A 14,540-nucleotide genomic window follows, 5' to 3' on the forward strand; every position below is an offset into this window, starting at 1 on the left:
ACTTTGCGGGACAGCAACCATTAGAGGAAACTGGTGCCCATGGATACATCTGCCGGATCTGCGTTGATCCCTGAACCTTCAAGTCGGGAAGTCGAAGCGGTGATGGGCGCCGCCGACACTCTTCTGCGCGTGGTGGCCCGCTCTGTTGCTGAGGTTGAGGACATCGTCAATACGCCACAGCTGCGGGTGCTGGTCCTTATCCATACCCGCGGACCACAAAACCTCGGCGGCGTCGCCGCAGAGCTTGGCGTGCACGCATCCAATGCCACCCGCATCTGCGACCGGCTGGTAGCGGCTGACCTGCTGCGGCGCCGTGAAGACCCCGCGGACCGCCGATACATCCGGTTGGAGTTGACCAGCAAGGGCAAGGAACTGGTCAACTCCGTGTTGGAGCACCGGCGGCAGGCCATCGCAGAGGTGATTTCCAGGATGCCTGCGGGCCGGCGTCCTGCGCTGGCCGCCGCGCTGGAGGCCTTCGCAGCCGCCGCCGGCGGCCAGGGTACCTCCGACGGTCGCTTTACGTTGGGAGCCGGTACGTGACGTGACCGGATCCTGGTGCGGCAAGCCATGTTTTCATTGAAACCCAATATTTGCGTTTGCGCAATAGTTGGCAAAAGTGGGATGTCTTCTCTGCTGGACCCGGATCGGCGGAGGGAATCCTTCAGGCTGGCTTGATGCCCCACTGTCCGGTGTGGGATTGCCCGGGGTCCAGGGTGATCAGGCCTTCGCCGGAGTTGAAGGCGTCAGGGGCGCACGTCATGGGCTCCACGCCCAGCCCGGTCCGGCGGCAGTCCCGTTGGGGGAGGGTGTCCCCGGTGAAGATCTCCAGGTAGGGGTATGTGTCGTCCACCCACAGCTCAACTCCTCCGGAGCGGTCCGGGCGCAGCAGCCTTACGCGGGCGCGCCCATCCCCGCCGCGGAGAAGGTCGGTGTAGGCCACGTCGATGTGCCGGCCACCAAGTTGCTGGAGTTCCCGCAGGTCGTACTTTGTGCCGTCCACACGCTCGTGCCCGGTGGGGATGCCGCGTTCATCCACGGGCAGGTACGTCCGCCCCGGCACCTGGACCAAGGCGGTGTCGATAGCGCCCGCGCGCACCGTTCCTGTGCTGAGGTAAGGATGCGCCCCAGTCCCGTAGGGGCACGGCGAGTCGCTCCGGTTCACCGCCGTGCTCCGCACCGTCAATCCGTCCGGACCGAGTTGATAGTCCAGCCGGCAGTCGAGGACCCAGGGCCAGCCTTGGCAGGCGTGCAGGGTGTAGGCGAAGGAGATGGATTCGTCGGTCTGCTCCACAACCGGGGCATTCCAGTTCCGCCAGCGGGTCAGTCCGTGGATGGCCCCGCCTTTGTCCGGCTCGCTCAGGTCAAGCTGGAGCCGACGGCCTTCCCACTCATAGCTGCCGGCCTTGATCCGGTTCGGCCAGGGGATGAGCGACTGACCGCGTGCGCCCGTGCACATCTCATCCGGTCCATACCCGTCCAGCAAGGGGCGGCCGTCCAGCAGGTAGTCCCGCAATGCCCCGCCAACCTCCGTGAGGTGCGCGGTTTGCCCGCCGTACCGGATTTCGTACTGGAGCCCGGACGGGTGCCGGTGGTCGATGGTGGCTTCTGTTGGTTCCCGGCGGGGAATCATCGCTGGTCGCCTCTGCCGCCGCGGGACTTTTGCAGGTCCAGCACAACCTTGACGTCGTCAGGCCTGTGATGGAAGGCCTCAGCGTAGTTTTCGAGGGGTACCCGGCGGCTGATGAGGCGGCGCAGCCAGTCGGGGTTGGCAGAGGACAGGGCCTTGGCGCCGGCATCGTAGTGGCGCCGGTTGGCGTTGACACTGCCGAAGACCACGCCGTTCATCAGCACTTCCTCGCGGTTGAGGGCGCCGACATCCACTTCCGTTTGGTTCCCGGTTCCCGAGACGCCGGTCAGGCAGGTGATGGCGTCCTGGGCGCGGCAGCGCAGTGCGTCCAGGACCACGGGGGTGACGCCCGTGCACTCAACCAGGACGTTCGGTTTCAGGCCGGAGTCCGGCAGTGATTCGCTGTGGTAGATGGCTCCGAGGTCCCGGACCAGCTCCGGCTTGGGCCCGTCCTTGACGATGTCGAAGACGTGGACTTCCAGGCCCTGCTGGACGCCCAGAAGTGCGGCGAGCAAGCCAACGGGTCCGGCTCCGGTCACCACGGCGATATGAGGGTCGAAGAAAGCCCGCTGCCCGATCCTGGTGATCTGTTCCCAGGCCTTGGCCACGATGGTGGTGGGCTCCAGCAGCACACCCACGTCTTTCAGCCCCGCCTCCAGTTTCACTATCGACTGCGGGTCGGCGCGCCATTGCTGGCGCGCGAATCCGTCCAGGCCTTTGATGCCGTGCTCGGTGTACTTGCCGTTCAGGCACATGTCCCACTCGCCGGCGGCGCAGGCTTTGCAGGGTTCGGGATCGGGCCTGCGGACAATGCCCACCACCAAATCTTCCTCGGCGAGGCCGGAATCCCGCGGAGCTTCCCGCACCCGGCCCAGGTTTTCATGGCCCAGCACCAGGTAGTCCTGACCCGGCGGAGCCTCGCCGTAATCTGCCGCGATGATCTCGGCGTCGGTGCCGCAGAGGCCAACCGCCAGGGCATCCACCAGCACTTGTCCTTCACCCGCTGCCGGTTCCGGAATGTCGCGCAGGTGAAGGGAGTCCTTGACTCCCGGGGTCACTGTCAGCGCACGCATGATGTCTCCCTTTAGCCGTGGTTGTCCTGGCCAGTGTCTCGCTTTATTTGCGATGACGCAACAGTGCGGGGGAAGCAAGCGCTAACGTCCATCGAGCCCGCTCAGCAGCCGGGCAGCCAGTCGGCTTTCGCACTCATTGTTCTGCCGCATGGCCGCCGCGGTTGATATCCAGCATGATCACGACCGCGAGGAGAACCACGGAGATGGAGGCGGAGGCGAGCGTATCTGTAAACCAGTGATAGCCGAGGTAAACGCGGCTTGCTGCTTCCAGTGTCAGGCCTCCGGCTGCAGCGCTGAAGGCAACGATTACGGAAACCGTGCGGGAGGAGCGGGAATAGAGCAGGTATGCGCCGATCAGCAGAAAGTTTGAGGCACCGACGACGTGCCCGGAAGGAAACGATGAAGTGGCATCGGCGCCCAGCATCATCAGTGCCGCTGGGGGACGGGAACGTCCCACGGCGTGGGCGATGACCTCCGTAATGATGACCCCCGTGAGCATCGACCCGGCGAGCAGCAAGGGGCGCCAAAGGCGGCGGGTCAAAAGGGCCCAGGCCGTGGTGGCGAGCAGTGTTATCAGCGGAAGGGCGACCGGGCCGAACACAATGGCGAGTCCCGCCAGAACCATGGTGGCAGCACTGGTCCGGTGATTCACGAACCACTCGGTCATGGGCCCGTCAGCCGCTGTGACGCCATTGCCGTGAAGCACTTCCCCCAGCGTCAGCAAGAAGGAAGCGGCGCCGGCCAGGGCCAGCGCAAGTGACACTGCGCTCAGGACGAGGAACCGGCCTGGGGGAACAATGAATCCGTCGCCTAAGCGAAAAGCCAAGGATTGAGACTGCGACTCTTTTACATCAGGGCGGACATCGTCGTAATCGCTTGCCACGGCGGCACCCATTCCTCCTGCTGGACTGGTTCCTCGTCGTTGGGGAACTTTCGCGGTTTGGGAAGTGAAGCTCGTGAAAAAGCCACCGTTGCTTCACCGAGTATCAATGAACGATAGCGCAATAATTGTAATTGCGCAATGGAATACGGGGCTGGCCCGCCCCCGTCAGCGGAGCATTGATGGTGGTGGCGAGGGAAAAGGGCCGCCTGGGTATTTTGGGGCCGCGGCGTTCATGAGGTGGGCCCACTGGGTGCCGGCGATGTTTGCTCCGTCCAGACCGGCGTAGTACTTTCCGTTGATGGTGATGTGCTCATTTGCCCATTCCGGCCCGAATCCTTTGTAGCTTCCGAACCATGAGGCGGTGGCGATGCCTGTGGTGGCGCCAACGGTCCATGTCTGGGTGTGTCCGTCGGTGGTGCCGGTTTTGGCGAAGATGTCCTGTTCCTTGTTCACGGGAATGTTGTAGCCCGATCCTTTGGTCAGTACTGGCTTCAGGGCGTACGTGACGCCGGCAGCGACGTCCGGGTCGATGGTCTGGGTGCAGTCCGCGGCTGGCACCGGGTAGTGGTGTCCGCCGGGTCCGGTGACCGTCTCCAAGGCGACGGGTCTGCAGCGGATTCCTCCGGCCGCGAAAGTTGCGTAAGCGGTAGCCATGTCCAGCGGCGCGACATCCTGGGTGCCGATCAGGTTGGCGATACTGGAGAGGTCGTAGGGCTTGTTGGTGTGGCCGTCCTTGATGCCCGCCGCTGTGGCCATCTTCTGGATGTTGCAGAAATCCAGCTGCGTTGCTGACTGGAACGTGATGGTGTTGATGGAGTGGTACAGGCCTTCCAGGACACTCATCCGGTAGTAGTGGTAGGGGTCGTCGTTGGGCAGGGGTGTCTGGCCGAGGGCGGGATCGTAGGACCCGGCCGTCGTGCCGCAGCTGTTTTTCCATGGGAAGCCGGCCTTGTAGGTGCGGACCGAGCCGTCCAGCCGGACAGCCATGGACCGGCCGGAATTGAGCCATTCAGCAAAGACGAATGGTTTCATCGTGGAACCGATCTGGAAGCCGCCGGCACCATGGAGCGGCTTACCGCGGCTGTCCGTTTCTGGGAGGGCGAAGTTGCCCGTGTAGTGTCCGGGCCCAGGCGCCGGGTTGTATATGGTGTTTTGGGCCATGGCAAGGATCTTGCCCGTCCGGGGCTGGACGCTGACAAGGGCGGCCCCGCGCTGCAGGGGATCCGCCGGGGGAAGCGAGGCATTGACCTGTCCCTGGGCCACTTTTTGCAGGTCCGGGTCCAGAGTGGTGTGGATGGACAGCCCACCCTGGTACAAAAGCCTGCGCCGGGCCGTCTCGTCGGCCCCGAAGGCGGGGTCGTTGAGGATCAAACGTTGGACGTAGTCGCAGAAGTATGGAGAAGTCGCCGCGGCGCATCCTTGGACGGTTGGCTGGACGTTCAAGGCGAGGGGCGCGGCGGTAGCCTTGTCGTGCTGGACCGTGGAGATGTAACCCTGTTGGAGCATTTGGTCCAGAACTTCATTGCGCCGGGCCACCACATGGCCTGGTTCGGTGATCGGATCGTAGTACAGGGGCCTGTTGACCACTCCTGCCAGGGCGGCGGCTTGGGTAAGGCTGAGGTCGCTTGCGGGGACGCCGAAATACTCTTTGGCTGCCGACTGGATGCCGTAGGCTCCGTTGCCGAAATACACCAGGTTCAGGTAGCCCTGAAGGATCTGGTCCTTGGAGTACTTGTCCTCGAGGCTGACGGCGAGTTTCATCTCCCGAAGTTTGTCGCCGATGGTCCTGGCCGCGCTGGACTTGACCTCGTCCGCCCTGCCGCTGGAGATCAGCGCCTGGATGAGCACGTTCTTGACGTACTGCTGGGTGATGGTCGATGCGCCCTGCCGGCCGCCCAAGGTGTCCACGTAGAGGGCCCGGAGAATGCCCGCTGGATCGATGCCGCCGTGCTCATAGAAACGGGAGTCCTCGATGGCCACGATCCCGTCGCGCATAAACGGTGATACCTGCTCCAGTTCCACCGGCACGCGATTCTGCGAATAGAACGTGGCGATGACCGACCCATCTTTAGCCAGCACCTCCGAGTTCCGGGCCGGGGGGTTCAGATCCAGCACTGAGGGCAGCTGCTCGAAAAGCTTGGTGGATGTAGCGGCCAGGGATGAGCCCAACGCCGCCGCGGGGACCAGGAGCCCGGTGACCAGGAAGCCGCCGATGACGCAGGCAGCCATGAAGGCGGCAGCCTTTCGCCACAGTTTGTCTCTAAGGAGCATGCAGGAGAATTCCTTGTCGTGTCGTCACTGCACTTCGATCAAGGCGTCGCATGGACAGGGGTGCCTGGAAGCAACCCCTCCTGGGTCTAGTGCCGCTTGTCTCGGAATGATTGCCAATGTGCAAACAATGCTATGTCCCGAATCTGCATCGACAGGGCTGAATCCGGTAACAGGAGGGCAACAATTCAGAAAAGTGGAACTTGCTAAGTGGATAGTGATTGCGTTGGCGCAAGTGCTGCGCCACACTGAGGGGGGGGATATACCGGGGAAGCCCACGGATGAAGCCCTAAAGCTAACCACGGTGGGGCAGGGGAAAAGCTGTACTGGGCTGCCAGGCGACCTGCGCCATCTCCGCCGCATTGTCACCTGCAGATCTCATGCAGGCTTCTGTTTTGACCAGCCGGCAGCATCTCAACGCCAGGGAAAGGAACATCCATGAAACCCGCCCACGGCACCATACGGTTTCTCCGCCTCCTGCCCGTCCTGGTGATCTCGGCCCTTCTGGCTACCGGCTGCTACAACCCTTCCGAAGGGGACCGCGATCCCATTGCGCTCGGTTCCGACTTGAACTTTGCCGGGCTGGAGTTGCGAAGCGTTCTGCTGGTGACATCAGGGCAAAATGAACCCGCACGCGTGTTGGGAACGATCATCAACACCACGGCTGCTGATATTGAGATGGTCCTGGCCGACTCCGACGAGCAAGTCCAGGTCAGGATCCCGGCAAGCGGGAACAAGGAGTTTGACCAGACGCCCCTCATTCTCAACAGTGCCGCGGAGGCTCCCGGGGCGCGCACTGACCTGACAGTAAGCGTGAAGGGGCAGGAAACCAGAATCAACGTCCCCATTCAGGACGGGACTTTTGACCAGTACCAGCCTTATGTTCCTTCGCCCAGCCCTTGACGCTGGCAGCAGCCCTGCTGGGCAAGACAGGCGACCGCCCCTCCCGGGCGATCTCTCAAAGAGGAGGTATCCAATGAGGTTAAGACTCTACGCGGCGGCTGGAATGACCGCAGCGGCGCTGACGCTGACGGGCTGTACGGGAAACCCGGCACCGGGGCCCGGTTCCTCCACTGCATCACCGGACGCATCCAAGGCAAGCCTGTCGGGTGGCGGCGGCCTGGCCGCGGTTCCCGGCGTGGTCAGGGAGGTCGAACCATCCGTGGTCACCATCAGGACTGCTGTCGGCCTTGGCAGCGGTGTCATCTACGACGGCAATGGATCCATTGTCACAGACGCCCATGTCGTGGAGGACCAGCAAAAACAGCCCTTTAAGAACGTTGAGGTCCAGTTCGCTGATGGCTCTCAGTCCCAAGGCACAATAGTTGGCGTTGACGACGTCACGGACCTTGCTGTCCTCAAGGTCGACCGCACCGGCCTTCCGGCCGCAAAATTTGCTGCAACAGATCCGGAGGTGGGTTCGATGACCGTTGTCATCGGAAGCCCGCTGGGGTTGGAGGAAACCGTCACTGCCGGAATTGTCTCGAGCCTGCACCGGAACATGCCGCCGTCGAAGGAATCACCCCACGGCGCCATCGACCTGCTGCAGACCGATGCGCCGATTTCCCCCGGTAATTCCGGCGGTGCGGTGGCGAATGCCGGCGGACAGGTAATCGGTCTTTCCGAGGCTTACCTTCCACCCAGCACCGGAGCCGTAGCCATCGGGTTCGTTACGCCATCTTCCACTGTCACCGACGTTGCAGACCAGCTGTTGGCCAGCGGATCGGTCAAACACGCCGCCCTCGGTGTGGTCCCCACCGACATCACGCCGCAACTCGCCCAACGGTTCTCCCTGCCCACGACGGCGGGGGCGCTGATCGTGAGCGTTTCGCAAGGAAGCCCAGCGGAACAAGCCGGCATGAAGGCAGGAGACATCATCACCAAGTTCGCCCAGGCAGACATTGGAAACGTGACGGACCTGCTGGTGGCCCTCAGGAAACAGGACCCCGGGCAGCAGGTGGACGTCATCGTGCAGCGCGGCTCAGCATCCCAGAACCTGCACGTCACCCTTGGCGACCTGGCTAAATGACTTATTGCGCTAACGCAATAGTTGCGTGAAAATAAGAAAATGCTGCTCGGGTAAGGGTCGCAACTCAAGGCGTAAAAGCCTGCAACGTCAGGTCGGCTCTGTCCGAACAAGTCCCGCTCGTTCCGCCGCTTGGCGGAAAGCGAACCCCGACGAGGTCCGCGGGAGAGCAGTAGCTTTACTGGGGGGCGGTCTGATCAGCCATATCGCGAAGGAGCATTTCCAATGGCACAGAACGTCAAGTCAGCAACGGCAGTGGGCAATGCCCGGTGGAAGCGGTTGATTCCCGTCGCCATTGTCGTCTACATCATTTCGTTTATGGACAGGACCAATATCGGGTTCGCCCTGAACGGACTCCATCAGGACCTGGGCATCGACGCCGCCCAGCAGGGCCTGGCTGCAGGCATCTTCTTCATCGGCTATCTCGTCCTGCAAATTCCAGGCGGCCACCTCGCCGAGCACTGGAGCGCGAAGAAGTTCGTCGGAATCATGGTGCTCATCTGGGGCGTACTGGCCGTTCTTTCCGGATTCATCCAAAATTTCACGCAACTGCTGGTGGTGCGCTTTTTCCTGGGTGTCGCCGAGGCCGGAATCTGGCCTGCGATCCTTGTCCTGATCAGCCACTGGTTCCCGGCCGCTGAGCGGGCACGGGCCTACGCATTCTGGATGATGAACATCGCCATCGCCTCCATCATTACGGCCCCCCTCTCCGGCTGGATTCTCTCCTTCTCGGACTGGCGGTGGCTGTTCATCATCGAGGGCATCTTCCCCTTCGTCATCGCCGCACCCCTGTGGTGGGCCCTGATTGCTGACCATCCGCGCGAGGCGGCATGGTGCTCGGTCCAGGAGCGTGAGTACATCGAGAATGGGCTTGCTGCGGATGCAAGGGAACATCCTCAGCAGGAGAAACTGGGCCTGCGCCACGTTATGTCCAACACGGTTGTGTGGCGACTGACCTTGGTGTACTTCCTCATCCAGATTGGCTTCTATGGCATCAACATCTGGCTGCCGCACGTGATCAAGACAATTACCTCCGGATCGTCTATGGAGGTGGGGCTCATCACCGCAGTTCCGTACGTGCTGGCGATGGTCGGCCTCTGGTACAACGCCAAAGCGGCCGACCGTTCCGGCCGCTACTCCACTCACGTGCTGCTGTCGATGGCAGTCGGTGCTGTTGCGCTGGTGGTCTCGGTAGCAACCGGAGACAATATGCCGTTCCTTGCGGTTACCCTCATTAGCATCGCCGTCGCCGGGGCCTTGGCCTACGACGGTCCATTCTGGGCTTCAGCGTCCCGGGCCATGCCGGTGGCCGTCGCCGGCACCGCTATGGGACTGATCAATGCGGTAGGAAACCTCGGCGGATTCGTTGGACCCTACGTTGGTGGTTTCCTGCAGGATGTGACGCACGGCAGTTTCCTGGCCACGTCCATCTTCCTGGCATGTTGCCTCCTGGCTGCAGGCCTGGTGATGCTGGCATTGCGGCGAAGCGGTGACAGGCCGCTGTCCGGTGCCCGGCTGCAGGGTGCCCTCTCCGGCGGGGCAGAGGCAGAAGCAACCAGGAAGAAAACATCCTGACGGGCGCCCTTGCAGCACGGGCAACTGCGCCGGTAGCGGGATGCCGGTCGCAGCCTCGTCACTGGTAGGCGCTCGTCACGGTAACTCAGCGGTGAGGGTGGGCCATTCCGAGACATGACCCACCCCCGCATCAGTTGCGCCAGTGCAACGGATTGTGGGTTTGTGGGGGAGAGGAGTCCGCATATCCACGCGAACAACTAAGGGCCGGAGAGGGTTCCGGAGGGGTGGGTGTTGGGGGATAAGCCTCCAGGAGGAGGGGATTTTCCTTTCGTTGCGTAGGCCCACCCCGCGCCCGTTCCCGGGATTGCGGGAGTCATGATTGGGTAGGCCGTGCTGCATAAGGGGTGCCCGGGACCCTTATGGCTGCCCGGGCGGTTCATGTACTTTGGTCCTGCCGGAGAGTCCTGAGCTGGCAGGATTCGCATTTTGGGGAATCGGCTGGGGACCCAGTTGCGCTGGCCCTCGTCCAGGGCCGGCCGCCCGTCAATCTCCCTTGCCGAATCCAAGGAGCCCCCCGTTGCACAAGCGCACTGTCCCGGTCATCGCTGCCGTTTTTCCGGCACTCTTCCTCTCCGCAGGGCCAGCCCCGGCCACCGCGGGCTATGACGAGGAAGTCCTTAAAACCTACGTGGATTGCCCGCTGGAGCGCATCGGCACCCAGCTGGTCCGCTGCGACAACCTCACAGGAGCGGGGGTGAATGCTCCCTTCTGGATACCCGAGCAGAAGTAGGCAGGCGATCTCAGCCGTCGTCATCTCTGCCGCTCCGGGTTGGCGAAGACGCCTGCGCAACCGATGGTTGCGCTTCGGGTCCTGCGTCGTTTAGGCTCTTAGCAACCAATGGTTGCGAAAGGAACTGGACATGCACAACAGCATTGAGCGGGAAATCCACATTGAAGCGGCGCCGGAGATTGTTTTCGAGGTCATCAGCACCCCCGAACACCTGCGCCAATGGTGGCCCGATGAGGCCGCCTTTGACCCCACCGCGGGTTCAAGCGGGGACATAGTCTTCGGCGACCGGACGGCGGCAGATGCAAAAGTGGTGAAGCTGACGGTTGTGGAGGTCGAGCCGTCGCGGCGCTTCTCCTTCAGGTGGGTTTACGACGAAGCCGCGGCATCGCCGGAAAACTCCCTCCTGGTGACTTTTGAGCTGATTCCGCAGGGCTCGGGGACACTGCTGCGCTTTACGGAGGCAGGGTTCCAGGACAAGGGATGGGAGCAAGCTGACGTCGAGCTTAACTACAATGACCACGTCCGGGGCTGGGACTACTTCCTGCCACGGCTTGTGGCCTACATCGGCCGGCTGGTCGCTGCGCAATGACCATCGCTATCGACGACGATCTCTGGTCCGCGGTGGGTGATCCCACCCGGCGGAAGATGCTCGACCTGATCCTGTCCGAAGGCGGCGGCACGGCCACGGGCCTGAGCACCCGGCTGCCCGTGACCAGGCAGGCGGTGGCGAAGCACCTGGAGGTACTGCACCGTGCGGGGATGGTCTATGTCAGGCCCGCAGGCCGGCAACGCGTTTATGAGGTGAACCAGGCAGAGCTTTCCCGCGCCGTTGCCCAGTTGTCGTCGGTCAGCGCTGCATGGGATGCCCGGCTCCAGAGAATCAAGAGCATGGCCGAAGCCATTCAACGAAGCAGCCGGGATCGGGAAAGTCAGCGGCCCCTGCCCTGAAGCAGAATGGCTCCTTCGCCGGTCAGCTCGGCTACGGATCCCTGCCGCCCCGCAAGGGTGGAGATCAGGGCCGACGCGCTGCCCAGCACCTGGGCGCCGGTGCCGTGCCTCCAGCCCGTGTCCTGGGTGGAGAAGGCAAGCCCATCGATCAGGCCCGGTTTCAGTGAACGCTGGGCCTGGGGCGTGGTGAGCTGGTCCAGGACGATGTTGGCACTCTCCGGCTCTATCACATGGTCGATCTTCAGGGGCCTGTAGATGTCCTCCGCATGTATGACAAGGTGGCTCAGCGGTGCTTCAGGGCCGGTGCCTGGAACCCCGAAACGCTCCGCCTTCGTGCGCCGAAGGGCTGACAGCAGTTCATCCTTCGGGCGGGTGTCCCGGGTGGCCCAGCGGTCCGCCATCCTGTCGAACGCGAACCCGGCTGCGGCCATATTGATGAAGAACCGCGGTAGGGACATTTGGTAGGGCATCAGGAGATGGACGACGACGTCCCTCACCCGCCAGCCACCGCACAGGCTCGGTGAGTTCCAACGTTCGTCGTCGAGCCTTTCCAGGGCGCCGATGAGGCGGTTCCGTTCGGCGTCGATCAAGGCATCAAAGTCCGTCATTACGTTGGGTTCCTGTTCCCTTGGGCGGTCCGGGGGTGCTTGATCACGCGCCCCTTTGCTGGATCCGCTAGCCAAAGTGTATGTGGGGTGTGTCGTAAGGAGCGTGAACCACACCCCGGCCGGACACGCACCGGCTCCCCGCCGAATAGTCGGTGGGGAGCCGGTAACGCGTCACCTATCCCAGTCCTGAGGAGAGGGTGTCTCTGAACGAGACAGTACCGATCAGGTTCCCCGCCACGTCGGTCAGGCTCTGTGGTGGGGCGTACGCCGGCAGGCCCGCAGGGACACCCGCGTTGAGTGTGCCCGCGCCTGCGCTGCCGTTAGGCGCATTGCCGAGTTTGATAACCATGGCGTTGTTGGCGGCATCCCAGTTGAGGGTTGAGCCTGTTCCCTGGGCTCCAAAGGTAGCCGCGGCGCCGTTGAGGTAGTCCCCGCCGAGGGATACCGTGCCGACGGAGCAGCCGGGGATCGTGACACCCAGCGTGTCATTGCCCGCATTATCAGTGATCGTTGCAGTGCCCGACAACTGGGAGCCGGTCCAGTTGGTGCACACCTTGGCCAGGTCCAACTTTTCCGAGAATTTGAGGGTAATGGTGTCGCCAGCGTCCGCTGAGGCCTGGCGGGTATTGGTCGAGCCGCCGTTGAGCAGCTTGACTGAGGTAACTGTGGGCCCTTGGGTGTCCTTGACCGCTGTGGCCGTGACCGTACTGCTGTTCCCTGCCGCATCGCTGGTGGTGGCAGTGATAGTGACCGTGACCACCGGTACAACCGTGGACGTCTCCTTGAGGCCCGCCAGATTGAGGCCGCCGGTTGTCCACTGCGTGCCTGATGCCGTTGCCGGGACACTGGTGGTTGAATCGCTGACGCTCAGGCTGACGGTCAGGCCAGGATCATTGGTGCCGCTGACCTTATAGCCGCCCACGTTGCCCGAGTAGATGTACGCCGGGGTGTCAATGGTCAGCTTCGGTGCCACAGTGTCCTTCAAACTGGTGGGGCTCGGTGTCACGGCCGAACTGCTGTTGCCTGCGGCGTCCTTGACGGTGACGGCGTAGGTGACCGTTCCATCCTTGAGCGGCGTGAGGTTCAGGTTCAGTGACCAACCCGTTCCGGCGTCAGTGGCCGTGCCAGTGACCGGAGGGGCAGTAGTGGTGTCCGTGGCCGCAACCGTCACAGTGGTCCCGGCTTCGGCGCTTCCGAAGACCCGAACGGAGGAAACGGTGGAGCTGTTGACGTATACCGGCACGCCCACGCCCTGCGCTGGCGCAGGAGCAATGGTGTCCTTGATGCTCGCCGCCGTCCTGGCCGTGCTGGTGTTTCCGGCAGCGTCCGTGGCCACCGCCGAGTAGGTCACTGTGCCCTGGTTCAGGCTGGTCAGGTCCAGGCTCGCGGTCCAATTTCCGGTCCCGTCAGCCGTGGCGGTCGCGGGGGGAGCGGAATGGGCGGAACCGGTATCGCTGGCAGTAAGGGTGATCTTGGCCCCCGCCTCCGCCGTTCCGGTGACGGGTACGGCGGCAACGTTGGCGGAGTTCACAAAGCCGGGCACGCTGAGCCCCGGTGCGGCAGGCGCCTGGGTGTCGATCCGCACCGTCTGGCTCTGCGCCGTGCCGGCATTGCCGGCGTTGTCGGTGGCGAAGTAGGAGACCGTGTGCGTTCCGTCGCCGCTCACGGGGATGCTGGTGACGCTGCCGCCCACAGTCTGCTTGGCGCCGCCGTCGACCGCGTAGGTAATGGAGGCGACGCCGGATCCAGCCGTCCCGTCGTCGGCGGTGATGGTCACGGTGACCGGGCTGGTGCTGTTCCAGCCGGCGGCGTTGGGGGTGGGCGAAATGCCGGACACCGAGGCCAACGGGGCGGTGGAGTCACTGCTGACGCCGGTGCTGCGCGGGCTTTCCGAACCCGTCCACAGCGCGATGGTGGGGGTGACCGTGTAGTACCAGATGCCGCCCGGGACATTCTGTTCGGTGCAGGTGAGGGTGGTGACGGTCCCCGCGCAACCACCTGTTGCCGGTGTTCCGGTGCCGCCCGTGGCCGCCGCGTACCTGGTGACGGTGTACCCGGTGGCCGCCCGGCCGTTGACCGTGGTGCCGGCCGCCCAGCTGACGCTGAGCGAGGCACCATTGGCGGTGACGGCGGGCTTGGACCCCGCGGAGAGCGTGTCGGCAGCGGCGGCCGCGTTGTTGCTGCTGGTGGTGGAGGCCCAGAAGGCATAGGCCGCGGTACCCGTGCCCAGCAGGAGCAGGAGCGCGGTGATGATCCAGGGCACCCGGCGCGACGGGCGGCCGAACAAAGCACGGATGGCGAGGCTCATTTGCGCACCTCCGCCGTGACGGGAAGGCGGAAGGTGGCGCCCTGGCAGGCTGCGAGAGAGGTGGTATCCATGGCGGCCGATCCTGGAAGGGTGAGCAGGGTGGACGAGTTGGCCGGAACGAAGGTGGCCGGGGACAGTGGCGCCGCGCTCCCCACGAAGCTGACTCCGGTGGTGGTGCAGCCGGGGTGTGCCGCGTCCGCGGTGGCGGCCCCGTTGGCCGTGACGCTGTAGACCTGCACGGCGTAGGGGTTGGGGTTGGTGAGGCGGAGGACGACGTCGGCAGTACCGCCGGGAACAAGCGCCGCCTTCGGGCTGTCCCCGGCGACCAGCGCGTCCACGGTGACGGCCTGCATGGTGGCTGCGGCTGCGGACCCGGTGCCGGTGCCCGCGGTGCCCCAGTACGCGTAGGCGGTTCCGGCGCCGGCAGCGGCCAGGAGCCCGGCGAGGGCCGCTGCCCTGACCGCACGACGGCGGGTGGTTGGGTTGGCGGTCAT

The 14,540-nt window shown here is 63.9% G+C and carries 14 protein-coding genes; 7 read left to right on the top strand and 7 right to left on the bottom strand.

Translation table 11 applies throughout. The features are described 5' to 3' along the window. The first annotated feature begins 39 nt into the window (after positions 1–39). Positions 40–540, top strand: a complete 501-nt coding sequence (locus ASG79_RS17885; RefSeq protein WP_056392902.1) for a MarR family transcriptional regulator — start codon at positions 40–42, stop codon at positions 538–540. 121 nt (positions 541–661) lie between these two features. On the opposite strand, the gene ASG79_RS17890 is transcribed toward ASG79_RS17885, so the two are convergent. The 4 genes from ASG79_RS17890 to ASG79_RS17905 form a co-directional block, all read right to left on the bottom strand. Beyond that, positions 662–1,630 (bottom strand): aldose 1-epimerase family protein, encoded by a 969-nt coding sequence (locus ASG79_RS17890; RefSeq protein ID WP_056392904.1) that lies wholly within the window; start codon positions 1,628–1,630, stop codon positions 662–664. After that, on the bottom strand, positions 1,627–2,700 hold the full coding sequence (locus ASG79_RS17895) for a glucose 1-dehydrogenase (protein ID WP_056392906.1): 1,074 nt from the start codon (positions 2,698–2,700) through the stop codon (positions 1,627–1,629). Before ASG79_RS17895 ends, ASG79_RS17890 begins: the two co-directional genes overlap by 4 nt. Before the next feature lie 133 nt (positions 2,701–2,833). After that, on the bottom strand, positions 2,834–3,526 hold the full coding sequence (locus tag ASG79_RS17900) for a phosphatase PAP2 family protein (protein ID WP_235509848.1): 693 nt from the start codon (positions 3,524–3,526) through the stop codon (positions 2,834–2,836). Between the two features lie 222 nt (positions 3,527–3,748). Then, on the bottom strand, positions 3,749–5,854 hold the full coding sequence (locus ASG79_RS17905; protein WP_056392909.1) for a transglycosylase domain-containing protein: 2,106 nt from the start codon (positions 5,852–5,854) through the stop codon (positions 3,749–3,751). Positions 5,855–6,289: 435 nt separating this feature from the next. Between ASG79_RS17905 and ASG79_RS17910 the strand changes: the two genes are divergently transcribed. From ASG79_RS17910 to ASG79_RS17935, 6 genes are all read left to right on the top strand, one after another. Then, positions 6,290–6,754, top strand: a complete 465-nt coding sequence (locus tag ASG79_RS17910) for a hypothetical protein (protein WP_056392911.1) — start codon at positions 6,290–6,292, stop codon at positions 6,752–6,754. Positions 6,755–6,827: 73 nt separating this feature from the next. Continuing rightward, the gene (locus ASG79_RS17915) at positions 6,828–7,880 is read left to right on the top strand and encodes a S1C family serine protease (RefSeq protein ID WP_223992434.1); all 1,053 of its coding nucleotides are present in this window, start codon (positions 6,828–6,830) and stop codon (positions 7,878–7,880) included. Positions 7,881–8,102: 222 nt separating this feature from the next. Beyond that, positions 8,103–9,452 carry an MFS transporter gene (locus tag ASG79_RS17920; RefSeq protein ID WP_056392912.1) on the top strand — a complete coding sequence of 450 codons (1,350 nt, stop codon included), beginning with the start codon at positions 8,103–8,105 and terminating at the stop codon, positions 9,450–9,452. 517 nt (positions 9,453–9,969) lie between these two features. Beyond that, entirely contained in the window at positions 9,970–10,182 is a 213-nt protein-coding gene (locus tag ASG79_RS17925) for a hypothetical protein (protein ID WP_056392914.1), read from the top strand. 130 nt (positions 10,183–10,312) lie between these two features. Beyond that, a complete protein-coding gene (locus tag ASG79_RS17930; RefSeq protein ID WP_018768691.1) occupies positions 10,313–10,771 on the top strand; it encodes an SRPBCC family protein in 459 nt (152 codons plus the stop codon). Beyond that, the gene (locus ASG79_RS17935) at positions 10,768–11,130 is read left to right on the top strand and encodes an ArsR/SmtB family transcription factor (RefSeq protein ID WP_018768690.1); all 363 of its coding nucleotides are present in this window, start codon (positions 10,768–10,770) and stop codon (positions 11,128–11,130) included. The genes ASG79_RS17930 and ASG79_RS17935 overlap by 4 nt, the downstream gene beginning before the upstream one ends. Here ASG79_RS17935 and ASG79_RS17940 read toward each other — a convergent pair. The 3 genes from ASG79_RS17940 to ASG79_RS17950 form a co-directional block, all read right to left on the bottom strand. Further along, positions 11,112–11,738 (bottom strand): maleylpyruvate isomerase family mycothiol-dependent enzyme, encoded by a 627-nt coding sequence (locus ASG79_RS17940; protein ID WP_056392916.1) that lies wholly within the window; start codon positions 11,736–11,738, stop codon positions 11,112–11,114. The genes ASG79_RS17935 and ASG79_RS17940 overlap by 19 nt on opposite strands. A gap of 175 nt (positions 11,739–11,913) precedes the next feature. Next, on the bottom strand, positions 11,914–14,046 hold the full coding sequence (locus ASG79_RS17945) for an OmpL47-type beta-barrel domain-containing protein (RefSeq protein WP_056392918.1): 2,133 nt from the start codon (positions 14,044–14,046) through the stop codon (positions 11,914–11,916). Continuing rightward, a complete protein-coding gene (locus ASG79_RS17950) occupies positions 14,043–14,540 on the bottom strand; it encodes a hypothetical protein (RefSeq protein WP_056392920.1) in 498 nt (165 codons plus the stop codon). Before ASG79_RS17950 ends, ASG79_RS17945 begins: the two co-directional genes overlap by 4 nt.

This window comes from Arthrobacter sp. Soil761 (assembly GCF_001428325.1).
GTDB lineage: Bacteria > Actinomycetota > Actinomycetes > Actinomycetales > Micrococcaceae > Arthrobacter.

Excerpts from the sequence above, each read along its gene's own strand:
- ASG79_RS17885 (WP_056392902.1), top strand. The coding sequence starts at position 40 with ATGGATACATCTGCCGGATCTGCGTTGATCCCTGAACCTTCAAGTCGG.
- ASG79_RS17890 (WP_056392904.1), bottom strand. The coding sequence starts at position 1,630 with ATGATTCCCCGCCGGGAACCAACAGAAGCCACCATCGACCACCGGCAC.
- ASG79_RS17895 (WP_056392906.1), bottom strand. The coding sequence starts at position 2,700 with ATGCGTGCGCTGACAGTGACCCCGGGAGTCAAGGACTCCCTTCACCTG.
- ASG79_RS17905 (WP_056392909.1), bottom strand. The coding sequence starts at position 5,854 with ATGCTCCTTAGAGACAAACTGTGGCGAAAGGCTGCCGCCTTCATGGCT.
- ASG79_RS17910 (WP_056392911.1), top strand. The coding sequence starts at position 6,290 with ATGAAACCCGCCCACGGCACCATACGGTTTCTCCGCCTCCTGCCCGTC.
- ASG79_RS17915 (WP_223992434.1), top strand. The coding sequence starts at position 6,828 with ATGAGGTTAAGACTCTACGCGGCGGCTGGAATGACCGCAGCGGCGCTG.
- ASG79_RS17920 (WP_056392912.1), top strand. The coding sequence starts at position 8,103 with ATGGCACAGAACGTCAAGTCAGCAACGGCAGTGGGCAATGCCCGGTGG.
- ASG79_RS17930 (WP_018768691.1), top strand. The coding sequence starts at position 10,313 with ATGCACAACAGCATTGAGCGGGAAATCCACATTGAAGCGGCGCCGGAG.
- ASG79_RS17935 (WP_018768690.1), top strand. The coding sequence starts at position 10,768 with ATGACCATCGCTATCGACGACGATCTCTGGTCCGCGGTGGGTGATCCC.
- ASG79_RS17940 (WP_056392916.1), bottom strand. The coding sequence starts at position 11,738 with ATGACGGACTTTGATGCCTTGATCGACGCCGAACGGAACCGCCTCATC.
- ASG79_RS17945 (WP_056392918.1), bottom strand. The coding sequence starts at position 14,046 with ATGAGCCTCGCCATCCGTGCTTTGTTCGGCCGCCCGTCGCGCCGGGTG.
- ASG79_RS17950 (WP_056392920.1), bottom strand. The coding sequence starts at position 14,540 with ATGACCGCCAACCCAACCACCCGCCGTCGTGCGGTCAGGGCAGCGGCC.